Origin of the sequence: Micromonospora chaiyaphumensis, from assembly GCF_900091435.1 — a bacterium.
GTDB classification, from domain to species: domain Bacteria; phylum Actinomycetota; class Actinomycetes; order Mycobacteriales; family Micromonosporaceae; genus Micromonospora; species Micromonospora chaiyaphumensis.
The window spans coordinates 443,471-468,251 of the sequence record NZ_FMCS01000004.1; the positions used below are offsets into that span (position 1 = coordinate 443,471).

At 75.3% G+C, this 24,781-nt stretch carries 19 protein-coding genes and 2 pseudogenes; 7 read left to right on the forward strand and 14 right to left on the reverse strand.

The window, feature by feature from the left end; all coding sequences use genetic code 11:
* Positions 1-9 precede the first annotated feature (9 nt).
* A complete protein-coding gene (locus GA0070214_RS14125) occupies positions 10-1,065 on the forward strand; it encodes a glutathione S-transferase family protein (protein ID WP_091262857.1) in 1,056 nt (351 codons plus the stop codon).
* Between the two features lie 21 nt (positions 1,066-1,086).
* On the opposite strand, the gene nuoH is transcribed toward GA0070214_RS14125, so the two are convergent.
* Together nuoH and GA0070214_RS14135 are read right to left on the reverse strand one after the other, a co-directional pair.
* Positions 1,087-2,049, reverse strand: a complete 963-nt coding sequence (nuoH, locus tag GA0070214_RS14130) for an NADH-quinone oxidoreductase subunit NuoH (protein WP_091262859.1) — start codon at positions 2,047-2,049, stop codon at positions 1,087-1,089.
* Between the two features lie 134 nt (positions 2,050-2,183).
* A pseudogene (locus GA0070214_RS14135) lies at positions 2,184-2,780 on the reverse strand (NADH-quinone oxidoreductase subunit C); the annotation flags it as partial.
* Positions 2,781-2,894: 114 nt separating this feature from the next.
* On the opposite strand from GA0070214_RS14135, the gene GA0070214_RS14140 reads away from it, so the two are divergent.
* Positions 2,895-3,941, forward strand: coding sequence for a glucose 1-dehydrogenase (locus GA0070214_RS14140; RefSeq protein WP_208602755.1), 1,047 nt, complete (start codon positions 2,895-2,897; stop codon positions 3,939-3,941).
* A gap of 39 nt (positions 3,942-3,980) precedes the next feature.
* Here the strand turns inward: GA0070214_RS14140 and GA0070214_RS14145 are convergent, their stop codons facing one another.
* Both GA0070214_RS14145 and GA0070214_RS14150 read right to left on the reverse strand, forming a co-directional pair.
* Positions 3,981-5,297 (reverse strand): DUF2252 domain-containing protein, encoded by a 1,317-nt coding sequence (locus GA0070214_RS14145; RefSeq protein WP_091262862.1) that lies wholly within the window; start codon positions 5,295-5,297, stop codon positions 3,981-3,983.
* Between the two features lie 36 nt (positions 5,298-5,333).
* Positions 5,334-5,909: an NADH-quinone oxidoreductase subunit B gene (locus tag GA0070214_RS14150; protein WP_091262864.1), complete on the reverse strand. Its 576-nt coding sequence runs from the start codon at positions 5,907-5,909 to the stop codon at positions 5,334-5,336.
* A gap of 133 nt (positions 5,910-6,042) precedes the next feature.
* Here GA0070214_RS14150 and GA0070214_RS14155 point away from each other — a divergent pair, with 133 nt between their 5' ends.
* The 3 genes from GA0070214_RS14155 to GA0070214_RS14165 all read left to right on the forward strand — a co-directional run bounded on the left by GA0070214_RS14155 (position 6,043) and on the right by GA0070214_RS14165 (position 8,888).
* Complete coding sequence (locus GA0070214_RS14155; protein WP_091262866.1) at positions 6,043-6,612, forward strand: SigE family RNA polymerase sigma factor; 570 nt, start codon at positions 6,043-6,045, stop codon at positions 6,610-6,612.
* Positions 6,605-7,801 carry a hypothetical protein gene (locus GA0070214_RS14160; protein ID WP_091262867.1) on the forward strand — a complete coding sequence of 399 codons (1,197 nt, stop codon included), beginning with the start codon at positions 6,605-6,607 and terminating at the stop codon, positions 7,799-7,801. Before GA0070214_RS14155 ends, GA0070214_RS14160 begins: the two co-directional genes overlap by 8 nt.
* 139 nt (positions 7,802-7,940) lie before the next feature.
* Positions 7,941-8,888 (forward strand): hypothetical protein, encoded by a 948-nt coding sequence (locus GA0070214_RS14165; protein ID WP_091262869.1) that lies wholly within the window; start codon positions 7,941-7,943, stop codon positions 8,886-8,888.
* 60 nt (positions 8,889-8,948) lie between these two features.
* Here GA0070214_RS14165 and GA0070214_RS14170 read toward each other — a convergent pair whose 3' ends face one another.
* The 4 genes from GA0070214_RS14170 to GA0070214_RS14185 all read right to left on the reverse strand — a co-directional run bounded on the left by GA0070214_RS14170 (position 8,949) and on the right by GA0070214_RS14185 (position 13,884).
* Positions 8,949-10,532: a D-glucuronyl C5-epimerase family protein gene (locus GA0070214_RS14170; RefSeq protein WP_139141856.1), complete on the reverse strand. Its 1,584-nt coding sequence runs from the start codon at positions 10,530-10,532 to the stop codon at positions 8,949-8,951.
* Positions 10,533-10,637: 105 nt separating this feature from the next.
* Positions 10,638-12,110 (reverse strand): pyridoxal phosphate-dependent decarboxylase family protein, encoded by a 1,473-nt coding sequence (locus tag GA0070214_RS14175; RefSeq protein WP_091262873.1) that lies wholly within the window; start codon positions 12,108-12,110, stop codon positions 10,638-10,640.
* A 56-nt stretch (positions 12,111-12,166) separates the two neighbouring features.
* Entirely contained in the window at positions 12,167-13,537 is a 1,371-nt protein-coding gene (locus GA0070214_RS14180; RefSeq protein WP_091262874.1) for an MFS transporter, read from the reverse strand.
* A 32-nt stretch (positions 13,538-13,569) separates the two neighbouring features.
* Positions 13,570-13,884 carry an MGMT family protein gene (locus GA0070214_RS14185; protein ID WP_091262876.1) on the reverse strand — a complete coding sequence of 105 codons (315 nt, stop codon included), beginning with the start codon at positions 13,882-13,884 and terminating at the stop codon, positions 13,570-13,572.
* Between the two features lie 13 nt (positions 13,885-13,897).
* Here GA0070214_RS14185 and proB point away from each other — a divergent pair, with 13 nt between their 5' ends.
* Positions 13,898-15,055, forward strand: coding sequence for a glutamate 5-kinase (proB, locus tag GA0070214_RS14190; RefSeq protein ID WP_091262878.1), 1,158 nt, complete (start codon positions 13,898-13,900; stop codon positions 15,053-15,055).
* An 11-nt stretch (positions 15,056-15,066) separates the two neighbouring features.
* Positions 15,067-16,308 (forward strand): glutamate-5-semialdehyde dehydrogenase, encoded by a 1,242-nt coding sequence (locus tag GA0070214_RS14195; protein WP_091262880.1) that lies wholly within the window; start codon positions 15,067-15,069, stop codon positions 16,306-16,308.
* Between the two features lie 205 nt (positions 16,309-16,513).
* Here the strand turns inward: GA0070214_RS14195 and GA0070214_RS14200 are convergent.
* The 6 genes and pseudogenes from GA0070214_RS14200 to GA0070214_RS14225 form a co-directional block, all read right to left on the reverse strand.
* A pseudogene (locus GA0070214_RS14200) lies at positions 16,514-17,332 on the reverse strand (prenyltransferase/squalene oxidase repeat-containing protein); the annotation flags it as partial.
* A gap of 123 nt (positions 17,333-17,455) precedes the next feature.
* Positions 17,456-18,703 (reverse strand): adenylyltransferase/sulfurtransferase MoeZ, encoded by a 1,248-nt coding sequence (moeZ, locus tag GA0070214_RS14205; protein ID WP_208602771.1) that lies wholly within the window; start codon positions 18,701-18,703, stop codon positions 17,456-17,458.
* A 41-nt stretch (positions 18,704-18,744) separates the two neighbouring features.
* The gene (locus GA0070214_RS14210) at positions 18,745-19,614 is read right to left on the reverse strand and encodes a DUF3152 domain-containing protein (protein ID WP_091262882.1); all 870 of its coding nucleotides are present in this window, start codon (positions 19,612-19,614) and stop codon (positions 18,745-18,747) included.
* Between the two features lie 88 nt (positions 19,615-19,702).
* Entirely contained in the window at positions 19,703-20,581 is an 879-nt protein-coding gene (locus tag GA0070214_RS14215) for a DUF3152 domain-containing protein (RefSeq protein WP_091262884.1), read from the reverse strand.
* Positions 20,582-20,586: 5 nt separating this feature from the next.
* A complete protein-coding gene (locus tag GA0070214_RS14220; RefSeq protein ID WP_091262885.1) occupies positions 20,587-21,630 on the reverse strand; it encodes an alpha/beta fold hydrolase in 1,044 nt (347 codons plus the stop codon).
* Between the two features lie 40 nt (positions 21,631-21,670).
* Positions 21,671-24,676 (reverse strand): hypothetical protein, encoded by a 3,006-nt coding sequence (locus tag GA0070214_RS14225; RefSeq protein ID WP_091262886.1) that lies wholly within the window; start codon positions 24,674-24,676, stop codon positions 21,671-21,673.
* Between the last annotated feature and the right edge of the window lie 105 nt (positions 24,677-24,781).

Here is a 24,781-nt window from a genome sequence, read left to right on the forward strand (position 1 = left end):
GGAGGCGGCGTGGGCGGCAAGGGCGACGAGATCCTCGACCGGACCGGCGGCAAGTACGTCGAGCCGGGCGGCGAGTTCACCCGGGACCAGCGGTACATCGCCACCCGGATCACGGCGGACGGGTCGAGCGACTGGCCGGTGGAGCCGGGCCGCTACCGGCTGGCGGTCAGCCGGGCCTGCCCGTGGGCGAACCGGCTGATCATCGTCCGGCGGCTGCTCGGGCTGGAGGACGCCATCTCGATGGCGGTGGCCGGGCCCACCCACGACAAGCGGAGCTGGACCTTCGACCTCGACCCGGGCGGCCGGGACCCGGTGCTCGGCATCGAGCGGCTGGCCGACGCCTACTTCGCGCGCTTCCCCGGCTACGAGCGGGGCATCACGGTGCCCGCGATGGTGGACGTGCCGACCGGGCAGGTGGTCACGAACGACTACGCGCAGATGAGCCTCGACCTGTCGACGCAGTGGACCGCCCACCACCGCCCGGGGGCGCCGGAGCTCTACCCGGAGCGGCTGCGCGGCGAGATCGACGAGGTCAACGCGGTGGTCTTCGCAGACGTCAACAACGGCGTCTACCGGTGCGGCTTCGCCGGCAGCCAGGAGGCGTACGAGCGGTCGTACCACCGGCTCTTCGACCGGCTGGACTGGCTGACCGAGCGGCTGACCGGGCAGCGCTACCTGGTCGGCGACACGATCACCGAGGCGGACGTGCGGCTGTTCACCACGCTGGTCCGCTTCGACCCGGTCTACCACGGCCACTTCAAGTGCAACCGGCAGAAGCTGACCGAGATGCCGGTGCTCTGGGCGTACGCGCGGGACCTGTTCCAGACCCCGGGGTTCGGCGACACGGTCGACTTCGACCACATCAAGCGGCACTACTACGAGGTGCACCGGGACATCAACCCGACCGGTGTGGTGCCGCTCGGCCCGGACCTCGCGAACTGGCTCACCCCGCACGGGCGGGAGCAGCTCGGCGGCCGCCCGTTCGGCGACGGCACGCCCCCGCAGCCAGCGCCGCCGGCCGAGCGGGTCGACCCGGCCCACACCCCGCTGCGCGACGTCGACTGAGGGCGCGGGAAGACCCGGCCCTCACAGGGCCAGGCGGACGGCGGCGGTCAGCACCAGCTGGGCCAGGGCCAGCGGCACGAGCACGAGCCAGCACAGGCGCTGGAGCTGGTCCTCGCGCAGCCGCGGATAGCTCACCCGGAGCCAGATGATCACGAACGCGACGGCGAACACCTTGAGCAGGGTCCAGAGCCAGCCGAGCTGGGCGTCGGCGAACGGGCCCTGCCAGCCGCCGAGGAAGAGCACGGTGGTCAGCGCGGCGATCACCACGATGCCGACGTACTCGGCGAGCAGGAAGAACGCGAAGCGCAGGCCCGTGTACTCGGTCATGTAGCCGAAGACCAGCTCGGAGTCGGCCACCGGCATGTCGAACGGGGGCCGCCGGATCTCGGCCAGCCCGGCCACGAAGAAGATCACCATGGCCGGCGCCTGCCAGAGCAGCCACCAGGGCCGCCAGGCCTCGACGATGCCGGGCAGGCTGAGCGTGCCGGCCGCCATGGCCACCGAGGCGGCGGCCAGCACCAGCGGCAGCTCGTAGCCGAGCAGCTGGGCCGCCCCGCGCAGCCCGCCGAGCAGGCTGTACTTGTTGGCCGAGGCCCAGGCCGACATGAGGACCGCCAGCACCCCGATGCCGACCACGGCCAGCACGAAGAACAGGCCGATGTCCAGCGGCTGCCCGACCAGGTCGCCGGGGCCGAGCGGGATGACCAGCAGCGCGAGCAGGTAGGGCACCAGGGAGACGGCCGGGGCCAGCCGGAACACGGGCCGGTCCGCCTCGCGCGGCGTGACGTCCTCCTTCTGCACGAACTTGATGCCGTCGGCGACGAGCTGGGCCCAGCCGTGGAAGCCGCCCGCGTACATCGGGCCGAGCCGGCCCTGCATGTGGGCCATCACCTTGTGCTCGGCCTGGCCCACGATCAGCGGCAGGGTGAGGAACGCGACCAGCACGCCCACCACCCGGAGGACCAGCTCCAACCAGGCCGGCATCAGCCCTCCCCCTCCTCGGCGTCGGCGGCCGGCCGCGGCCGGGCCGGACGGGTGGGCCGCTCGCCCGGGGCGGGACGCGCGGGACGTTCCCGGGCGGGGCGGGCCGGCGTACCCCCGCGGGGGCCCTCGCCCACCCCGGCCGCGCCGGCCGGCGTGGGCGTCGTCCCCCACTCCCCCGGTGCCGGCACGCCCGGGGGCCGGATCGGCCGCCGGCCGCCGCCCGCCTCCGACTCGCCGGGCTCCTTGGCGCCCGGCCACGGCTTGGCGGCCCGGGAGGCGAGCACGAACTCCTTGCGCAGCGGGTGGCCCTCGAACTCCGGCGGCAGCAGCAGCGGCCGCAGCTCGCCGTGCCCCTCGAAGCCGATGCCGAACATCTCGTGGGTCTCGCGCTCGTGCCAGGCCGCGCCGGGGAAGACGTCGACCACGGACGCCACGACCGGCGTCTCCCGGGGCACCCGGGTGCGCAGCAGCAGCCCGTGCCGGAGCCGAACCGACCAGAGGTGGGCCACCACGTCGAAGCCGTCGGCCAGCTCGTCCACCGCCGACAGCCAGTCGAAGAAGTCGCAGGCCAGCTCGGCGTCGTCGCGCGCCGCGCGCACCGCGTCGCGCCAGCTCGCCACGGGTACGTCGACGGTGGCGCGGGCGTGCCCCTGACCGCCGGAGACCGTGGTGGTGGCCTCGACGGGCGCGAGCAGCGCGACAATCCGCCGGCCGACCTCTTCCGGAGTCATGCCGCTGATCCTAGGGCCGCCGGCCGGAAGCCGTGTCGGGCCGTCCACGCTCCCCCGGCCCGGATCCGCCGCTTTGCCGGGCACGGGAGCCTCCGGCGGGGAAGGATGAACGTCGTGCGCGCCGTCACTGTGTCTCCCGGAGTTGCCGACTCGCTGCGCCTCGACGAGGACTGGCCCGAGCCCGCCGCGGAGGAGGGCGCCATCCTGGTCCAGGCCGTCGCGGTCGGCATCTGCGGCACCGACCAGGAGATCATCGCGGGCGACTACGGCGAGGCCCCGCCCGGCCAGGAACGGCTGGTGCTCGGGCACGAGTCGCTCGGCCGGGTGCTGGAGGACCCGTCGGGGACGCTCCAGCCCGGCGACCTGGTGGCCGGGATCGTCCGGCACCCCGACCCGGTGCCCTGCCCGAACTGCGCCGTCGGCGAGTGGGACATGTGCCGCAACGGCCGGTACACCGAGCACGGGATCAAGGGGCTGCCCGGCTTCGCCCGGGACCGCTGGCGGGTGCAGCCGAGGTTCGCCGTCGGCCTGGACCCGGCGCTCGCGCCGGTCGGGATGCTGCTGGAGCCGACCAGCGTGGTGGCCAAGGCGTGGGACCACATCGAGCGGATCGGCAGCCGGGCCGTGTGGCAGCCGCAGAGCGTGCTGGTCACCGGGGCCGGGCCGATCGGGCTGCTGGCCGCGCTGCTGGGCATTCAGCGCGGGCTGTCGGTGCACGTGCTGGACCGGAACAAGACCGGGCCGAAGCCCGAGCTGGTCGCCGCCCTCGGCGCGACGTACCACACCTCGACGGTGGCGGAGCTGGACTTCACGCCGGACGTGGTGGTGGAGTGCACCGGCGCCCCGATCGTGGTCATGGACGCGATGACCAAGGCCGGGACCAACGGCATCGTCTGCCTCACCGGGGTGTCCAGCGGCGGCCGGACCATCGACTTCGACGCCGGGGCGCTCAACCGCGAGCTGGTGCTGGAGAACAACGTGGTCTTCGGCTCGGTGAACGCCAACCGGCGGCACTGGGAGCTGGCGGCGGAGGCGCTCGCCCGCGCCGACCAGGCCTGGCTCAACTCGCTGATCACCCGCCGGGTGCCGGTCTCCTCGTACGCCGACGCGTACGCCTCCACCGGCGCGGACATCAAGGTGGTGCTCGACTTCGAGCAGTGAGGCGGGGCGCCGGAGCGCGGGCTCGGGCGCCCCGGACCCTCAGATGCCGGGAAGCCGGCCGTTGCGGAACAGGTCCACGAAGAGCTGGTGGTCCTCGCGGGCCCGGATGCCGTAGGTGTGCGCGAAGTCGATGAGGTAGTCGACGAAGCTCTGCGGGTCGCCGTCCACCACCGCGACGATCGACTCCTCGGTGGAGTAGTCCACCAGGTCGTGGCTGGATTCGTCGTCGGCCACCGAGTGCATCCGCGCCACCGCCCGGCCCAGGTCGGTGAGCACCCCGGCGAGCTCCTCGGGCTCGTTGACGTCGGCCCAGTCGAGGTCGGCCGCGTACGGGGAGACCTCGGCGACGAGCTGGCCGGCGCCGTCCAGCTCGGTGAAGCCCAGCCACGGGTCGGCGTGCGCCTGCAGCGCCCGCTGCGACTCGGCGGTCCGGTGCCCCTGGTGCCGGAAGTACGAGCGGACCCGCTCGTCGTCGATGTGCCGCGCCACCGCCGGCACCTGCGCCTGCTTCATGTAGATGACGACGTCGTTCTCCAGCGCCTGGGTGTGCCCCTCCAGCAGGAGGTTGTAGGAGGGCAGCCCCGCGGAGCCGATGCCCACGCCCTTGCGCAGCACGACGTCCTTGATGTTCGCGGCGAGCGGGCGGAGCCGGGCGGTGGCCGTCGGCAGGGTGCCCAGGTAGTCCTGGAACGCGGCGCAGACCTGCTCCCGGGTCGCGGCGTCGATCTCGTAGACCCCGTCGCCCAGGGAGAACCGGCGCTCGTAGTTGTCGATGGTGGTCTGCGTGGCGAGCAGGTCGACCCGGGTGTTCAGCCGGGCCTGCTGGAGCACCCGGCGCAGCACGCCGTCGGCGTTCTCCAACGTGATCGAGCCGATCGCGTCGTCCCCGCCGGCCGCGATGGCCCGCAGCTCGGCCAGGTACGACCGGGCGAAGCCGGCCACCAGCTCGCCGATCACCCGGTCGGAGAGCGCCTTGGCGTAGCCGAGCAGGGCCACGCTGGCGGCGAAGCGCTTCAGGTCCCAGGAGAACGGCCCGACGTACGCCTCGTCGAAGTCGTTGACGTTGAACACGAGCTGCCCGGAGGCGTTCATGTAGGTGCCGAAGTTCTCGGCGTGCAGGTCGCCGTGGATCCACACCCGGCTGGTCCGGTCGTCGAGGAACCGGTCGCTGGCGAAGTCGCCGCGCTGGTCGGCGTAGAAGAGCGAGGCGCTGCCCCGGTAGAAGGCGAACGGTGAGGCGGCCATCTTGCGGAACTTGCGGCGGAACGCCGCCGGGTCGATCGCCATCGACGCGCCGAACTCCTCGGTGAGCACGTCGACGATGAAGGCGGAACGCTTGTCCGCGGAGTGGGTCATGGTCCGCAGGCTAGACCGCGACCGCCACCTCCGGCGTCAGCCGACCGGGGGACGGACCGGTGGCGCGGTGAGGGATTCCACCGGCCGGGGGGTGCTCTCGGCGGGCCGGGGGTCGACCGGCGGGGCGAGCCGGTCCGGGCGCGGCACGCCGCCGACCCCGGACTGCTCGGCGGCGATCTTCTCCTGCAGGCGGAGGATGCCGTGCAGCAGCGCCTCCGGGCGGGGCGGGCAGCCGGGCACGTAGACGTCGACGGGGATGAGCTGGTCGACGCCCTTGGTCACCGAGTAGGAGTCCCAGTAGGGGCCGCCGCAGTTCGAGCAGGCGCCGAACGAGATCACGTACTTCGGCTCGGGCATCTGGTCGTAGAGCCGCTTGACCGCCGGGGCCATCTTGTCGGTGACCGTGCCGGAGACCACCATGAGGTCGGCCTGCCGGGGGCCGTGGGCGAACGGGATCACGCCGAGGCGCATGAAGTCGTGCCGGCCCATGCTGGTGGCGATGAACTCGATGGCGCAGCAGGCCAGCCCGAAGTTGAACACCCAGAGCGAGTAGCGGCGGCCCCAGTTCAGCACGAACCGGATCGGCTCGCCGAGCACGGCCGGCAACTGCACCTCGGGCCTCCCTCCTGTCTCCGAGTTGACAGTCAACCACAGCGCCCGCGAGGGCAACCGGCGCAACCTGCGGCCGCGTCAGGGCGTGTGACGGGCGTGACCGCGCCGGCGGCACGCGCACGGGGAGGAACGGATGACGGTGACGAGGGAGCCGCGGCTCGGTGAGCCGCCGCCCGACGGGACAGCGGAGCGGCCGGGACGCCCGGCCGGACGCGAGGCGGTCGATTTCGACGGGCTCTACCATGCGCATTTCCGGTCCCTGACGCTCCAGCTCGCCGCGTACTGCGGCGACCTGTCGCAGGCGCAGGACCTGGTACAGGAGGCGTTCTGCCGGGCCTTCGCCCGCTGGTCGCGGGTGTCCCGCTACGACGACCCGGTGGCCTGGGTACGCCGGGTCGCCTGGAATCTGGCCACCAGCCGGTGGCGGCGGCTGCGGACGGCCCAGTCCTGGCTGCACCGGCAGCGCGAGGAGCACGTGCCGGGTCCGGGCCCGGACCGGGTGGCGCTGACCGCCGCGTTGGCCCAGTTGCCCACCGTCCAGCGCCGCGCCGTGGTGCTGCACTACCTGGCCGATCTCAGCGTCGTGCAGATCGCGGAGCAGGAGGGGGTGCCGGAGGGCACGGTCAAGTCCTGGCTGCACCGAGGTCGGGCCGCGCTGGCGGCCCAGCTCACCACCACGAACGAGGCGAACCACCATGACTGAGCTCGACGACATCCTGGTCAGCGGCGAGTTCGCGGCGTTCCGCGAGTCGTACGCGTCGGCGGTGCACCCGGCCGGGACAGCCGCGGTACGGGAGACCGTCCGCCGCCGGCGCCGGCGTACCGCGGTGGTCACCGCGGCGGCCGTGGTGCTCGCCGTGGCGATCCCGGTGGGCGCGAACGCCGCCCTGCACCGGCCCGATCCGCCGCCCGGGCCGGCGCAGACCGCCACCCCGGCCCCGTCGAAGACGTCCACCTCGCCGACCCCGCCTCCGCCGACGCCGAGCACGGCCAGCGCCACCCCGGCCGCGCCGGACGGGCGGATCACCCGGTCCCAACTGCTCGCCGCCCGACTGGACCTGGCGGCCTGGCCGGGGTACGCCCCGAAGACCTGCGTCAGCGACAACGTCCGGCTCCGGTCCGGGCCGCAGTCGGACTCCGTGCCGACGCTGCTGGCCGATCCCCGCTACGGCGACCTCGACGGCGACGGCGCGACCGAGACGGTGGCCCTGGTCGCCTGCCGCTACGGCGAGGCTTCGGCGAAGCAGGTGCTGGCGTTCGACCGGGACGGGTCCGGCCGGGTCGTCACCATGGGCCGGGTCGTGGGCACCCACGACGGGATGGACGACATCACCGACTTCTCGGTGCAGGACCACGGGAAGATCCGGGCGCACGTGGCCGACATCCAGCCCTGCTGCGGCACCCCGCAGTGGTCGCCGCAGCGGCAGTGGCGGACGTACGCCTGGACCGGCGAGCGGTTCACCCAGACGGCGGGGCCGACGAGATTCGGGGTCGACCCCCGCCTGACCGACCTCACCCTGACGGCCGGCGACCTCGTCGTCGGGCCGCCCGACACGAAGGGCGACCGCATCGCGACGGTGTCCATCACCGTGACGAACAAGGGTCCGGTGGACGTGCCGCTGCTCGGTTTCACCGATCTCTACCTGATCGGCGAACCCGTCGGCGGGGACCTCGACCCGTGCCGGCAGGTGCGTTCGGACGGTCCGGGCACCTGCGCCCTGGACGGCCTGCCGGCCGGGAAGCGGAAGACCTTCACCTTCACGTTCCGCTACGACCCACCCGAGGTCGACGAGCCGCCGACGCTGCGGGTCGTCCACTACGACCGGCAGGAGCGGTGGTGGAACGACCTGACGTGGAAGGACAACCAGGTCGAGCTGAGGACGACCGGGTGAAGACGCCCCGCTACGGGTGGCCCCCGCTGTCGCCCTGCCGACAGGGCTCCATCGCAACGCCGGCCCGCCGCGAGACGTGCTACGAGTGACACCCGCGGCGGACGACCGTCGCGGCAACGGGGATCACGGGAGGATTCACATGACCACACGCACCGGACGTCGACTGGCGGCCGTCCTGCTCGGCCCGGCCGCGGCGCTGCTGGCGTTCGCCGCACCCGCCGCCGCTGCGCCCGCCGGCGGCAGACCCGACGCCGATGTCTCCGTGGGCCGGCTGGTGCTCGACCCGACCGAGCACGGCTACCGCGGCAGCTTGCCGATCACCGTGACGAACCGCGGTCCGGCCGACACCTACTTCAGCGTCACCATCGTCGAGCCGGTGGCCGGCTCGATCGGCAACCTGTCGCCGGACAGCGCCTGCGGATTCCAGGGCCTGCGGGACAACCGCCGGGTCGTCGACTGCATGGTGCCCGGTCCCGAGCTGAGGCCGGGCGAGCGCCGGTCCTTCACCGTCGCCTTCCGAGCGCTCACCACGCCCCGGGCCGTGGCGATGATCGCCACCGGTGGCGAGGTGTCGGTCAACGTCGGGGACGGCAATCCGGCGATCGGCGACGCGGAAAGCTTCGCGGCGCGGTTCCGGTCCACCGGGGGCTCGCTGCGCAACCCGGTGCCCTACGTCCAGGACACCGAGGCGCGGGCGGGAATCAGCACGGCGGGTGCGGCCAGGCTCGTTCGGCAGGAGGACGGCAGCTACCAGGGACGACTGCCGGTGACCGTCCGGTGGGCCGGTGACGCCGCACACGACCTCCTCTTCGTCGACGCGACCACGCTGCCGCCGGGCGTGCAGATCTGGGGCACCGACCCCCAGGACCTGCCGAGCTTCTTCACCAACTTCGTTGTCCCGGGCGGGCGGCTCATGGCCGGCGAGGAGCGGAGCTTCGACGTGCTGCTCCGGGCCGAACCGGGCACGGTCCCGGGTGAACTCGGCGGCGCCACCTTCCAACTCGCCACCCAGTGGGACGGGAACCTGGTCTCCGACGCCGACCCGGCCGACAACACCGCGTCGTTCACGGTCACCGCGGTCGACTGACCACAGGACCGGACGAGGCCCGTCCGCTGCTCTGCGGACGGGCCTCGCTCGGTCGTCAGGTCAGGTGAAGGCGAGCCCGGTGGTGTGGGGCAGCCAGTAGCCGAGGTACGCCCCGGCGGTGACCTGGTAGCTGAGCCGGCCGTTCACCCAGGCGGTCGCCCCGAGCGGCGCGATGGACGCCGCCGAGAAGGTGAGCTTCTTGGAGCCGGTGACGGTGCCCTTGCTGTCGTACGCGTAGCCGGTGTAGGTGCCGGGCTGGAACGACAGCGTCCGGGTGGGCTGGTATCGGTGCTCGACGGCCTTGCCGAGCAGGATGCGCTGCCCGTACGCCTCGGGCACGAGGTAGCCGGCGAGGCCGCCGTTCGTGATCTGGTAGTAGATGCCGCGGCCCAGGACCCGGGTGCGCAGGTTGGTGAGGGCGCCGGAGGCCCGGGTCAGCTTCAGGGTCTTCTGACCGGTGATCGCCCCGCTGCTGGAGAACTTGTAGCCGACGTGCGTGCCGGCCGAGAACGAGATGGTGCCGCTCACGGCTGGCGCCGGGTAGTCCGAGCGGAGCAGGTAGGCGTACGTGGCGAAGGTGGCCGACCAGGTCATCTCGTAGAGCTTCAGGTTCTGGGCCGTGTGGATCTGGTGGTACTTGAGGTGCGGCTGGGCGCAACCCATCGAGTAGTTGCTGGCCCACCGGGTCACCCGGAAGTGGGTCGGCACGTAGCGCCGGACGGTGCTGGCCGCCCCGTCGAAGAGGGCCACGGCCCGGTCGTCGGCGGTGAGACGCCAGTAGTCGTAGACGCCGTACAGGGCGAAGATGTGCCCGTTGAGGACCCGCTCGCCGGTGGTGCCGGCGGTCACCGGGTACTCCTCCAGCCAGAGGAACCCGTTGGGGTCCACCCAACTGGCCCAGGGCGCCGTGGTGCTGGCGGGCAGGGTCAGGCTCAGGAACGTGTTGTCCGCCGCCGTCCGCCATTTCGCGTCCCCGGTGAGTTCGGCGAGGCCGACGAAGAGGCTGAGCAACTGCCCCTGCGCCATCCCGCTGTACCAGGGCGCACGCAGCACCGGCCGGCCGGCGCACCGGGTGAGGTCGAAGTCGTAGGGGTAGAACCAGGCCCCCCGGGACTCGACCCGGCGGTCCACGTTCCGCTGGGCGTTCGCGATCGCCCGGTCGAGGAACCGCTGGTCCCGGTTGATCCGGTAGGCGGCCAGGTTGCTCAGGCCCCACTGCGCCTGCGCGACGGGGTGGTCCCAGACCTTGCCGAGGAAGCTGAACATCCGGACGCCCTGGGCGTCGTGCAGGCCGGGGTCCACCAGTGGGGCGGGCTGGGCGTTGGTGGGTTGGGCCGCGACCGGCAGGCTCCTGGGCAGGTGCCCGTCGCGGGCGTACCCGGCGAGGTCGGCGGCGGTCGCGCCGGCCGACCGCTCCCGCCGCTGCTCCTCCTTGACCTTCTTGACGTCGCGGGACGGCGGGCGCGGCACACCCTCGGCGACCGGGTCGGGCGTCCACCCCGGGTCGAGGACGGAGACGTCGGCGGACCGGTCCGGACCGGACGGTTCGGCGGTGGCGGGTGCGCCGGGCGCGAGAACCAGCAGCGTGCCGGCGGCGAGCACGGCCAGGGCCCGGCGCGCGCGTGGTGGCGAGGCAGTTGTCATTCGGATACTCCCCGTGTCATCGATGTATCCGGATGGTAGCCAGCAGGCCATGCGTCGCTCTGGCACCGAAACGCCGAACCTGCCCGCCGAACGGCTCGACCCGCCTCACCAGGCCGGGCGCTGGAGCAGCCCGACGAACTCCACGAGCAGCCGCTCCCGCAGCCGGACCGGGGCCGCGTCGAGCAGGGTGTTCACGGCCGCCATCCGGTCCGCCGGCCCGGCGCCGAGCCCCAGGCCGGCGGCGAGCCCGGCGATCAGGTCGGGGGTGAGCGACTCCGGGGTGAGGCTGCCGGCGAGCGCCAGCAGTTCCGGTGGGAGCACGACGGGTCCGGCCGCCCGGGCGGCCGCCACCGCCTCGGCCAGCGCCGGACCGAACTCGGCCACCCGCGGGGCCACGGCCGCGGTCACCGTGAGGTGCACGCTGGCCGGCAGGTCGGCGTACGCGAGCTGCGGCTGGGTGTGCCAGCCCCGCGCGGTCAGCTCGTCCACCAGCACGAACAGGTCCAGCCCCGGGTCGTCGGAGGTGAAGCAGACCACTGTCGACTCCGGCTCGGCCAGCAGCCGCAGCCCGTCGACCGCGCGGACCGCGCCGGCCAGCCCGGCGACCGCGTCCCGGGTCAGCGCGGCCAGCCGCAGGTAGCCGTCCTCGCCGAGGTGCCGCAGGGTGGCGTACGCGGCGGCGATCGGCCCGCCCGACCGGGTCGAGGCGATCACCGGGTTGACCATCGTGTAGCCGGGCCAGTCCGCGTACGCGAAGAACTGCGGCGACCGCAGCCCCGGATCCCGGTGCAGCAGCACCGACACCCCCTTCGGGGCGTACGCGTACTTGTGCAGGTCGACCGAGATCGAGGTGACACCGGGCACGGCGAAGTCGAACGGGGGCACCGGCGCGCCGAGCCGGCGCAGCCAGGGCAGCGTCCAGCCGCCGAAGCAGGCGTCCACGTGGCAGCGCACCCCGGCCGCCGCGGCCACGGCCGCGATCTCCGCCACCGGGTCGACCACGCCGTGCGCGTACGACGGGGCGGAGGCGACCACCAGCACCGTCTCCGGCCGGATCGCGGCGGCCACGTCGGCGGCGGCCGGGCGCAGGGTCCCCGGGTCCACGGGCACCGGGTCGAGGGCCACCCGCAGGTAGTGGGCCGCCTTGGCGAAGGCGGCGTGCCCGCTGACCGGCACCACGATGCGCGGCTCGGCCAGGTCGGGCCGGGCGTCCCGGGCCGCCTTGACGGCCAGGATCAGCGACTCGGTGCCACCGCTGGTGACGCTGCCGACCACGTCCGGCGCGGACGTGCCGGGGCCGCCGCCGAGCAGCCGGGCAGCCGCACCGACCACGGCGTTCTCCATGGCCAGCAGGGACGGGAAGGCGGTCGGGTCCAGGCCGTTGACGTGCGCACTCTCGGCATGTGCGGCCTGCGCCAGCTCGTCCAGCCCGGCCACGCCGGGGTCGTAGACGTAGGCGAACAGCCGCCCGCCGTGGGTCGGCCGGTCGGCCGCCCGCAGGGCCCGGATCTCGTCGAGCACCCGCGCCGCGGGTACCCCCTCGACGGGCAGCGCGCCCGTCCCTGCCGTGTCGGTCATGGTGCTCGGGTTGTTCCTCTCGTGACGGTCCGGCCGTGCGGACGGACCCGCGTGCCTCAGGCCCGCGACGCGGGCGCGATCCCGCCGGGTGCGGGCGCGGCGGCCAGCTGGGCCGGGGTCAGGGTGTAGCCGCGCAGCAGCACCACCGGGGCGGCGACCAGCAGGGCCGGCAGGACGGTGAAGCCGAGCAGCACGCCGAGCCGGGCGGTCGCCGACTGGTCCGCCGCGACCCCGGTGGACGAGGAGACGTACCCGGAGAGCTGGAGCACCAGGCCGTAGATGCCGGGGCCGAGGGCCAGGCCGAAGGTCTCCCCGGCGGTCCACAACCCGGTGAACACGCCGGCCTGCCGGCGGCCGGTGCGCGCGGTGTCGTAGGCGATGCAGTCCGGCAGCATGGCGAGCGCGAAGACCTGCTGGCCGGCGTAGCCGACGCCGATCAGGGCGACCACGGCGTAGACCCCGGCGGCGGGGAGGGCGGGGGCGGCGACCAGGGCCAGCGCGCCGGCCGCGAAGAGCAGCGACGCGGCGACCAGCGCGGCGCGCTTGCCCAGCCGGGCGCCGGCGCGGGTCCACAGCGGCATGACCAGCAGAGCCGGGCCGACGAAGCAGGCGAAGAGCAGGGTCGGCCCGCTGTCCGGGGCGCGGAGCACCTGGTCGGCGAAGTACTTCACCCCGGCCAGCACGGTGGCGACTCCGGCGGACTGGATCACGAAGCAGACCAGCAGCATCCGGAACGGCCGGTTCCGGCCGGCGACCGCGAGCTGGGCGCGGAGGCTGGGCTCGCTCTCCCCCACCGTGCCGGTCGGGGCCGAGCGGGTGCCGAGGAAGACGCCGACCGTGCCGGCCACGATGAGCGCCGCCACGAACAGGCCCATCCAGCGGTGCCCGGGCACGCCGTCGCCGCCGGCGGTCACCACGGCCGGGGCCACCGCGCCGGAGACCAGGATGGCCAGCGCCAGCACCGCGATCCGCCAGCTCATGAGCCGGGTACGCTCCGCCGGGTCGGCGGTCAGCTCGGCCGGCATGGCCACGTAGGGCACCTGGAAGAAGGCGAACGCCGTCGCGGTGGCCAGGAACGCCACGGCCACGTACGTCCCGGCGGCCGGGCCGGCACCGAACGGCGCCGCGAAGATGGCGGCGAAGAGCACGGCCAGCGCCAGCCCGCCGCCGAGCAGCCAGGGCCGGCGGGCGCCCCAGCGGGACCGGGTCCGGTCGGAGATCCGCCCGGCGACCGGGTTGACCAGCACGTCCCACGCCTTCGGCAGGAGCACCAGCAGGGCGGCCACCCCGGCCGCGACGCCCAGCGTGTCGGTGAGGTACGGCAGCAGGAGCAGGCCGGGTACCGTCCCGAACGCGCCGGTGACCAGCGAGCCCAGCGCGTATCCGGCGTGCACCCGGCGAGGCAGGCTCCCGCCCGTTTCCGTCATGGAGCCGAATGCTACTCACGTTATGTCGGCGGTCACATCCCCTCGTCGGGCGACCAGGAGGCCGCCGCCATGTCGACCCCGGCGGGGCGCAGCGGGCAGCCCTCGGCGCGCAGCCGGGCCCGCGCCTCCATCTCGTGGCCCGGTGGCAGCCGGCCGGCCGAGTTCACCACCCGGTGCCAGGGCACCCCGCCACCGTGCCGGGCCATGATCGAGCCGACCAGCCGGGCCGACGCCCGCCCCGACCGCTCGGCCAGGGCGTCGGCCACCGCCCCGTACGACATCACCCGGCCCGGCGGGATCCGCTCGACCAGGTCCAGCACCGCCTCGACGTACTCGTCAGGTGTCACGGGCTGCCACGATATGGGAACGCGGCGAGGCGCGGCGGACCGCAGCGCGCAGAATGGTCCGGTGCGCGAAGCAGTCACCTCGGCCCGCCGGATCGTCGTCAAGATCGGCTCGTCCTCGCTGACCACCCCGGCGGGCGGCCTGGACGACACCCGGGTCGACGCGCTGGTCGACACGCTCGGCGCGCTGGCCGCCGACGGGCGGGAGGTGGTGCTGGTCTCCTCCGGCGCGATCGCCGCCGGCCTGGCCCCACTCGGGCTGCCCCGGCGCCCCCGCGACCTGGCCACCCAGCAGGCCGCCGCCAGCGTCGGGCAGGGCCTGCTCATCGGCCGGTACGCGGCGGCCTTCGCCCGGCACCGGCTGACTGTCGGGCAGGTGCTGCTCACCGTCGACGACGTGACCCGGCGGGCGCACTACCGCAACGCCTACCGGACCCTGCGCAAGCTGCTCGACCTGCGGGCCGTGCCGATCGTCAACGAGAACGACACGGTGGCCACCGAGGAGATCCGCTTCGGCGACAACGACCGGCTCGCGGCGCTGGTCGCCGCCCTGGTCGACGCCGACCTGCTGGTGCTGCTGTCGGACGTGGACGCGCTCTGGACCGGCGACCCGACCCGCGCCGGCAGCACCCGGATCACCGAGGTGCACGGCGAGGGCGACCTGGCGGGCGTCGACATCGGCGGCGCCGGCCGCGCCGGGGTGGGCACCGGTGGCATGGTCACCAAGGTCGAGGCGGCCCGGATCGCCACCGGTTTCGGCATCCCCGTGGTGCTCACCGCCGCGCCGCTGGCCGCGCCGGCACTGGCCGGCGAGCCGGTCGGCACCTTCTTCCACCCGAGCAGCCGGCGCCCGGCCGCCCGGCTCTTCTGGCTGGCGCACGCCACCGCGCCGCGCGGCCGGCTGCACCTCGACCCGGGCGCCGTGCAGGCCGTGGTCGGCCGGCGGAAGTCCCTGCTCCCGGCCGGGATCACCGCGGTCGACGGCGCGTTCACCGCCGGGGACCCGGTGGACCTGGTCGACACCGAGGGCGCACCGGTCGCCCGCGGGCTGGTCAACTACGACGCGATCGAGCTGCCCGGGCTGCTCGGCCGCTCCACCTCGGAACTCGCCGCGGCGCTCGGCCCGGCGTACGAACGGGAGGTCGTCCACCGCGACGACCTCGTGCTGCTGTGAGGAGTGCTGGCATGAGCGTTGTGGAGCAGGCCCGCCGGGCCCGGGGCGCGGCGGAGGCGCTCGCCGTCGCCACCCGTACGGTCAAGGACGCCGCGCTGCACGCGATGGCCGACGCGCTGGTGGCGCGTACCCCGGAGATCCTGGCCGCGAACGCGGCGGACCTGGCGGCCGGGCGCGAGGCCGGGCTGAGCGCGGCCGTGCTGGACCGGCTGGCCCTCGACGAGGGCCGGGTGGCCGGCATCGCCGACGCGCTGCGGCAGATGGCCGCGCTGCCCGACCCGGTCGGCGAGGTGGTCCGCGGCGCGACCCTGCCCAACGGGCTGGAGCTGCGCCAGGTCCGGGTGCCCTTCGGGGTGGTCGGCATCATCTACGAGGGCCGCCCCAACGTGACCGTCGACGCGGCCGGGATCTGCCTGAAGTCCGGCAACGCGGCGCTCCTGCGCGGCTCCTCCTCGGCGGCGCACTCCAACGCCGCCCTGGTGGCGGTGCTCCGCGACGCGGTCGCCGGTGCCGGCCTGCCCGCCGACGCCGTGCAGCTCCTCGACGCCAGCACCCGCGACTCGGTCAAGGAGCTGATGCGCGCCCGGGGCCTGGTCGACGTGTTGATCCCGCGCGGCGGGGCGTCGCTCATCCGGACCGTGGTCGAGGAGTCGACCGTGCCGGTGATCGAGACCGGGGTGGGCAACTGCCACGTCTACGTGGACGCCGCCGCCGACCTGGCCAAGGCCGTGGCGGTCACCGTGAACTCGAAGACCCAGCGGCTGTCCACCTGCAACACGGCCGAGTCCCTGCTGGTGCACGCCGCCGTCGCGGACGCCTTCCTGCCGGCCGTGCTGGCCGCCTTCGCCGACGCCGGGGTGACCGTGCACGGCGACGCGCGGGCGGCCGCCTACTCGGACGCGGTCGTGCCGGCGACCGAGGAGGACTTCGACACCGAATACCTCTCCGCCGACATCTCGGTGGCCGTGGTCGACTCGCTGGACGCGGCGGTCGCGCACATCCGGCGCCACGGCACCGGGCACACCGAGGCGATCGTCACCGACTCCCAGCCGGCCGCCCGCGAGTTCGTGGCGCGGGTGGACGCGGCGGCCGTGATGGTGAACGCCTCCACCCGGTTCACCGACGGGGGCGAGTTCGGCTTCGGCGCCGAAATCGGCATCTCCACGCAGAAGCTGCACGCGCGCGGCCCCATGGGGCTGCCCGAGCTGACCAGCACCAAGTACGTGGTCACCGGCGACGGCCACCTGCGCTGAGTCGGCCGGCCGCGCCGCCCGCTCAGGCGGTGGGCGCGGCCGGCTCGGGCGGCGCCGATTCCGGTGGCGGAGCGGACGGCGGGGCCGGCCTCGGCAACGGGACGACGGGTGGCAACACCAGGTCACCCGCGGGCGCCGGGCGCGGTGCGGGCACCAGCGGCGCCACGAACGGCGCGCCGGAGACCGGGGCCTCGGGGGTCGTCGGGCGGCAGGCGCGTATCGCGCGCAGCGTGGTGTGCACGTCGAACTGGTGGCCGTCGTCGCTGTCCCAGCCGCCGTCGCTGCGCTGGGTCTCGGCCAGCCGCCGCCGGGCCGAGACCAGCAGCCACTGCTCCTCGCCCACGTCGACCCGGCGCAGCGTGGCGGCGAGCCAGGCCACGTCGGCCGGGGACATCTGTGGGATGCGCTCGGCCAGCACGGCCTGGATCCGGGCCGACTCGTAGTACATCTGCTGGCGGTGCAGCACGGCCGCGGCCAGCCAGCCGGCCGGCAGGAAGGACGGCCAGCTCCCGTCCGGCGCGAGCTGGGCGGCGAGCCCCTGGGCCGCCGACTGCACCACCCCGGCGTACGCCCCGCCGACCCGGTGGTCGAGCGGGCCGGCGGCGCGGGCGTCCAGCCCGGCCACGGTCAGCCAGAACCCGGCGTTGGCGGTCAGGAAGAGCCGGGCCTCCGGATCGCCCGGGGTGGCCCACTCGGGGGCGAACCCGGCCAGCGACGGGTCCTCGTCCCAGCCGCCGTCGGGGAGCTGGCGGGCGGCCAGCCAGTCCAGGGCGTGCCGGGCGGCGGGGCGGCCCAGCGCCCCGAGGTCGTCCAGCTCGGCCAGCCGGTAGCAGGTGGCGTCGACCGAGGCGACCTCGCCGTCGAGCACGGCGGGCCAGCCGCCGCCGGGGGCCTGCCCGGACTCGGCCGCGTCGAGCAGCTCGGGCGGCACCGGGGCACCGGTGCGCAGCCGGGAGAGGCGGGCGCGGTCCACCGCGTCGCCGTGCGCCACGACGAAGCCGATCGCCGCGTCCAGATCCACCACGGCAGTCACGCTACCGGCGCAAACGTGGTTACGCCTCGGTAGCTCGGCCAGGGGTGGCCCGGCCCACCGGCGGCACGCGAAGGGCCCTCCCGGCACACCCGGGAGGGCCCAACGACCGCGAGCTCAGTAGGCCGGCAGCGCCGGGTCGATCTGCTTGATCCAGGAGAGCACGCCGCCCTGGACGTGGACGGCGTCCCGGAAGCCGGCCGCCTTGAGCGCGGCGAGCGCCTCGGCGGAGCGGACGCCGGACTTGCAGTGCAGCACGATCTGCTTGTCCTGCGGGAGCTTCGCCAGCGCCTCGCCCGAGATGATCTCGCCCTTGGGGATGAGGGTGGCGCCGGGGATCCGGACGATCTCGTACTCGGCCGGCTCGCGGACGTCGACCAGGAAGATGTCCTTGCCGGCGTCCTGCCACTCCTTCAGCTCCAGCGCGGTGATGGTCGAGTCGACCACCGCCTCCTGCGCCTCGTCGGAGACCGCGCCGCAGAAGTCCTCGTAGTCCTCCAGCAGGTCGGTGACCGTCGGGTTGTCGCCGCAGAGCACGCAGTTCGGGTCCTTGCGGACCTTGATCTTGCGGTAGCTCATCTCCAGGGCGTCGTAGACCATCAGCCGGCCGACCAGCGGCTCGCCGATGCCGGCGAGCAGCTTGATCGCCTCGTTGACCTGGATCGACCCGATGGACGCGCAGAGCACGCCGAGCACGCCGCCCTCGGCGCAGGACGGGACCATGCCGGGCGGCGGCGGCTCCGGGTAGAGGCAGCGGTAGCAGGGACCGTGCTCGGCCCAGAACACCGACGCCTGGCCGTCGAACCGGTAGATCGAACCCCAGACGTACGGCTTGCCGAGCAGCACCGCCGCGTCGTTGACCATGTAGCGGGTGGCGAAGTTGTCGGTGCCGTCGACGATCAGGTCGTAGCCGGAGAAGATCTCCCGCACGTTGTCGCGGTCCAGCGCGGTGTTGTGGATCTCCACGTTGACCAGCGGGTTGATCTCGCGGATCGAGGCGGCGGCGGACTCGGCCTTGGACCGGCCGACGTCGGAGACGCCGTGGATGATCTGGCGCTGGAGGTTGGACTCGTCGACGGTGTCGAAGTCGATGATGCCGAGGGTGCCGACACCGGCGGCGGCCAGGTACATGAGGGCCGGCGAGCCGAGGCCACCGGCGCCCACGCAGAGCACCCGGGCGTTCTTCAGCCGCTTCTGCCCCTCGACCCCGACGTCCGGGATGATGAGGTGGCGGGAGTAGCGACGGATCTCGTCTACGGTCAGCTCGGCGGCGGGCTCGACGAGCGGGGGCAACGACACGGTGGACTCCCCGGGATCGGCGGTGGGACCGCGCCATTGTCGCTCGCCCCGGTAGGGATCGGCCATGATGAGGGCCACGTCGCCCGACATGCGGGAGCGGGAATAACTCAGACCCCGTCGGTGGGCTCGCCGGAGTAGCGGACCCCGTCGACGTACGGCCAGGCGTTGGCCACGCAGCCGTCCAGCCCGTACGTCTGCTGCTGCATCACGGGGGCCGGCTCGCCGGGCCCGGGGCAGGCCTGGTGCAGCTCGCCGAACTCGTGCCCGACCTCGTGGTTCACCACGTAGGTCCGGTAGACCTCGAGCGGGGCGCCGTAGTCGGGCACCGCCTCCATCCAGCGGGCCAGGTTGATGACGACCCGGCCGGGCAGTCGGCAGGAGGTGTAGCGCTCGGTGCTGAGCCCGCCCTCGGCGCACATCCGCTCCGAGGTGGCCGGTGTGGCCAGATAGATGGTGAAGTCGGCGGCGTCGGCCTCGGGCACCCGCTGCACCCGCAGCTCGCCGGAGGCGATCCAGCTGCGCGGGTCGCCGAGCACCGCGTCCACGGTCGCGGCGAACTCGTCGACATCCTGCCCGGCGTCCTGCTCGACCTCGACGCGGTAGCGGCGCAGCGGGCCGTTGTCACCGCGCACCGGCGAGCGGCCGTCAGCGGCGGCGAAGCTGCCGGGGCCGGCGGTGGGGTAGCCGCCCGGCTCGGTCCCGGACCCGGCGCCGGCGCCGTTGGCCAGGGACGGGTCCGCGGCGGCCAGCGGGTGCCGGCCGGACGGGTCCGGCCCGGCCAGGCGCGTCACCCCGGCCGCGGCGGCGCCCGCGACGAGCAGCGCCACCGCGAGCAGCACCGTCCGGCGCCGCCGGCGGCGCATCCGGCGCAGGCCGGGGCGGACCGGCGCCGTGCCGGGGTGGGCCGGCGGGCGGTCGAAGTCGAGCCGAGGCGGGCGGGGCTCCGCAGGCGGGTCGTAAGGGGACGACGACGTCATGCCCTCAGCGTGCCAGGAAAATTCGGGCAATTCCCCTGCTTCTACCGCTTCTCCCGCGAAATACTTCTCATCGCCAGGATCAGGTCCTTCACACCGACGGGCCGGTGTACCGCTTCCCGCCCACGTACGGCCACGGGTTCGGCCGGCAGCCGTTCAGGAAGAGGGTCTGCTGCTGCATCACCGGCGCCGGCTTCCCCTTCCCCGGGCAGGCCTCGTGGTGGTGACCCAGTTGGTGACCGACCTCGTGGTTGATCACGTAGAGCCGGTAGGTGTCGAGCGGGAGTTTCGCCGCCACCAGGTGCGGCGCCGAGGTCCGCCACCGGTCCAGGTTGATCACCACCTTGCCGGTCACCCGGCAGGACGTGTACGGCACCCCGCCCACCCGGATGTCGATGCCCCCGGCACGGCAGAGCCGGCCGGCGGTGTCCCGGGTGGCCAGGTAGATCGTGAAGTCGGACCGGGTGCCCGCGCCGACCCGCTGCAACCGCAACCGGCCGCTGTCCACCCAGCTCCCGGGGCCGGCCAGCGCCCGCTGCACGGCGTCACCGAAGGCGTGCGCGTCCTCGCCGGAGCCGTTCTCCACCGCCACCCGGAACCGGCGCAGCACCCCGGCCCGGCCGAGCACCCCGCCGGCGCGGTCGTCGTAGCCGAAGCTCCCCCGGCCGTGCGCGGGCACCGGGCCGGTCAGCCGCAGCACCGGCGTGCTCGGAACCGGATCCGGCGAGGCGGACGGCGACGGGGACGGCGGCGGTGCCGCGCTCGACGGCGGTCCGCCGGCCGGCAGGGGCGGCTGGGCCGCCGATCCGGCACTGACCAATGCCTCGGCGCCGACCGAGGGATGTTGCAGGGCGACCCCGATGCCGACCGCGGCGGCGACGAGGAACGCGCAGACCACGACGGCGGAACGCCAGCGGCCGGCGGGCGGGGCGGTGGGCCGCGCGGCACGCGGACGGACGGAGGTGGGCATCCGGCTCAGCCTGCCATGTCCCGCCGGAGTCCGCTCTCCCCCGTTTCGGTGATCAGTGCCCTGGCCTGCGCATCCGCCCGCTCCCCACCCGGCGGCGCCCCGTCGGGGGACGCCTCGGCGAGCAGCGCCAGCACCGCCCGCGCCACCGTCCGGGGCACCTCCAGCTGGGCCACGTGCCCGACACCGTCGAGCAGCAGCAGGCGGCTGTCCGGGATCACCCGGGCGGCCTGCGGTGCCACCCGGACGTCGACGAGTCGGTCCTCCCGCCCGCCCACCACCAGGGTCGGCACGCGCACCGTGCCCGTCAGCCGCCACAGCGAGCCCGACCCGGGCAGGTACGACCGCAGGAAGCTGGAGACCAGGCCACGGAAGGTGCGGACGTAGGCGGCGGCGTAGTGGGCGGCCTCGTATCGGATCCGGATCTCCTCGACGGCCTCCTGCCGGCGCTGCTCGCTGATCCGGGTCAGGTCGGCGATGCACGCCTCCATCACCTGCTGGGCCATCACCTCGGGAGCGAGCTGGGCCAGCCGCCAGGCGGCCAGGCGCTCGCCCCGGGGGATCGCCAGCAGGGGCAGCATCCGCCCCTGCAACGACCGCCGGAAGTCCAGGAACGGCAGGGCCGGGGAGATCAGGGTCAGCGTCCGGACCAGGTCCGGCCGCAGCGCCGCCACCCGGACCGCGACGGCGCCGCCGAGCGAGTTGCCGAACAGGTGCACCGGCCCCCGGTCGCTGTGCTCGATCCAGCGGACCACCCGGTCGGCGAAGGCCGGCAGCGTGTAGCGCCGGCCGGGTTCGCTGCGCCCGAAACCGGGCAGGTCGATCGCCTGGCCGTCGAGCCGGTCGGCGAGCAGGCCGGCCAGGTCCGTCCAGTTCTGCGACGAACCCCCGAGGCCGTGCACGTAGAGCGCCGGCTCGGCGCCCGGTGCGGTCGCCGGGGTGTCCCGCACGTACGTCACCGTGCCGTCGAGCCGGACCTGCCGGCCGGGCCAGGGCGGCGGGACGTGGTGCGCGGGCAGGAGGTGGTCCGGCCAGAGGGTGGCGGGCTTCATGGCTCCAGTCTTCCCGGACCGGCCGTGCCCGACACCGGGCTCAGGCGAGCAGCGCCTCCAGCCGGCGGTTCACCGCGGCCAGGGTGGCCCGGACCACGGCCTGCCGGGGATCACCGGCGACCAGGGCCGACCCGGCCAGTTGCTCCACCCAGCCGTCGCAGACCAGCAGCACCACCACGGTCGCCACCTCGCAGTTGCCGAACGGCACCACGGCGGCGTGCTCGACGAAGCACCGCCCCCGCTCCCCGGCCGGCACGCGGCCGAGCAGTTCGTCCACCGCGGCGGCCGCGGCCACCGCGCAGAGCCGCAGCACGTAGCCGTCGACGGCCGGCCCGGTGGAGTGGCCCTCCGCCGTCCGGTCCCCGGCGAGCAGGCGGACCTCGACGGTGGCGTCGAGGCCGAAGGTGCTCACCTGGACGTGGTCGATCACGACCCGGGGCCCCGGCAGGCCGCCGGTGTCCAGCGGCCGCGACGGCGCGGTCTCCGTCGTGCTCATCTGCCCGCCGGAGTACGACGTGCCGAGCGTGGCCGGGCTGCCGGTGGCCGTGCCGGCCGGGGCGGCGGCGAGCGAGGACTCCTCCACCGCGGCCCGGCCCCGGTGGGCGCTGGCCTGCCGGCGGCGGCGCGGCGGCTCGTCGCCCTCGGCCGGCGCGTCGGCCAGCCGGGCGGCGCGCGCCTCAGGCGCGGCGAACCGGCCCTCCCCGGACCGGTTCTCGGCCGGCCGGTTCGGGCCGGACCGCGGACCGGCCGGCTCCTCGGCCGCCCGGGACTGCGGTCCGGCCAGCCCCTCGGCCGTGCGGGACTGCGGACCGGACCGCGGGCCGGCCGGCTCCTCCGCCGGCCCGGGCCGGGCCGCGCCCGCCGGCTCCTCGGCGGGGCGGGACTGCGGGGTGGACCAGGCCGGCCGGGACGCGTCCTCCGCCGGAGGGGACGAGACGCCGGACCGCGCCGCACCGGGCCGGTCGTCGGCCGGGCGGGGCTCGGCCGGCCGGTCGGCGCGCGGCTGGGCCGACCGGCGGCGGACCGGGGGCGGCGGGGCCGCCGGGGCACCAGGCAGGTTCTGCGGGGCGGCGGCCAACCCCATCCGCTCCTGGAGCAGGCGGGCCACCACGCGGCTCACCTCGGCCGGGTCCGCGCCGTCGGCCAGGTCCAGCCGGAGGCTGTGCGCCCCGGCCGGGGTGCGGCGCAGCGCCGCGTCCCGCACGCCGGCCACCTCGCGGACGGCGTCGAGGATGGCGTTGACGTCGAAGCCCTCCGGCCGCTCGCGCAGCGGCGCGGGTTCGTCGTCCCGGCGCAGGTGGGTGGCGATGCGGGCGAGCTCCGGGGTCTCGGCGGACGGTTCCACGGCGGGCGGCTCCGGCACGACGGGCACATCCGGCTCGGCGGGGACGCGCTGCGGCAGCACCGGCGTGGGGTCGTCGGCGACCGCCTCGGCGGCCGGCGGCGGCTCCGGGGCGGACCGGCGGGCGGCGTAGGGCGGCGCGCTCGTCGGGGCGGGCGCGGGGATGCGGTCGACGGGGACGGGCGGTGGGCCGGCCGGCGCGGCGGGCGGCCGCTCCGCCCCACCCGGCAGCCGGTACGGCACTCCCTCCCGCTCCTCGGCGGCGCGGACGGCCGGCGCGGGCGGGTAGCCGGCCGGAGCCTCGCGGGGCATCGGCGGCGCGCTGGTCGGGGTGGTGTGCGGGGGCGCGCTGAACGGGGTCACCGGCACGGGCGGCCCGGCCCAGGTGGGCCGCTCGGGAATCTCCCGCCCGGCCGGCTCGGGTGACGTGCGGGGCTCGGGCACCTCGTACGGCCGGGACGGCTCGGGGCGCGCCGCCTCGTAGCCCGCGGGCGCCTCGGCCCGCACCGGCTCGTAGGGGTGGACCGGCTCCGGGCGGGGCGGGTCGTAGCCGGCGGGCGGCTCGACGCGGGCCGGCTCGTAGGGCCGGGACGGCTCGGCCGCCCACTCCTCGCGGGCGGCCCGCCGGGCGACCGGCTCGTCCTCACGAGCGGCGCGGCGGACCACCGGCTCCTCCTCACGGGCGGCGCGGCGGGCGACCGGCTCGTCCTCGCGGGCGGCGCGGCGACCGGCGGGCTCGTCCTCGCCGGTCCGGCGACCGGTCGACTCGTCCTCGCGCGCCCACGGCGGCGCCCAGCCCCCGCCCCAGCTCGGGCGGTTCCAGGCCGGACCGGACCACGCCGGCTCCTCGGCCGGACCGGCGCCCCGGTCGTCTGCCCCGGCGCGCGGCTGCTCGGCGGCCGGCCGGCGCTCCTCGCCCGCACCGGCGGGCGGGCCGGCGGGCGGGGCCGAGGTGGGCCGGTCGGCCCAGCCCCGGGAGAGCGACGGCGCCTGGGCCGGCGGCGGTTCGGGCGGGAACCGGTCCGCGGGGGGCGACCCCTCGGTCGGGGGTTGCTCCGGCGGCCGGCGGTCGGCCCAGCCGCGCGAGAGCGACGGTGGTTCGGACCGCTCGGCGGTCGGGGCGTGGAAGCCCGGGGGCACCTCGAAGCCGGAGGCGGCGGCGCCGACCGGCGGCACCTGGAGGGCCGGCGGCCCGGACGTCGGGCCGCTCTCGGCCCAGCGGGCGGCGCGCCCGGCCGGCGGGTCGTCGGAGGCGTGCCGGGACCCACCGGGATCGGCCTCGGCGGTGGGCTGCTCGACCGCGGGTGCCGGCCGCTGGGCCGGCACGACGAGCCGGTCGCCGTCGGTGTCCCGGCGCGGCTCGTCCGCGGGCGGTGCGCTCACCGGCGCCTGGCGGGTCACGGGCGGTTCCTCCCCGGCGTGGTGGACCCCGTTGACGTGGTGGCCGTTGACCCGGCCGGGCGGCTCCTGGCCGGTCAACCCGGGCAGCGGGGCCGGGAGGTCACCGTGGCGGGGGGACGAGGCGCCCCAGCCGGTGGTGAGGTCGGCACGGGGCCAGCCGCCGGGCGCCGGCGCTCCCCGGGCCCAGCCGGTCGCCGGGGGCGCCCACCCGCTGCCGGCGCGGGCCAGGTCGCCGTCCTGCTGACCCGTGCCGTCGCCGTGCTCTCCCGGGGTGGCGGCTCCGGGTTGCCCTGATTCACTCACCGCGCGCTCCTTGGTCGCCCCCGCTGAGGCTACCGTGTGGTGACAGTGGCGATAAGTTACAGCGGCGGGCCAATTCCGCGACGGGTTCACGGACCCGGACCGGTT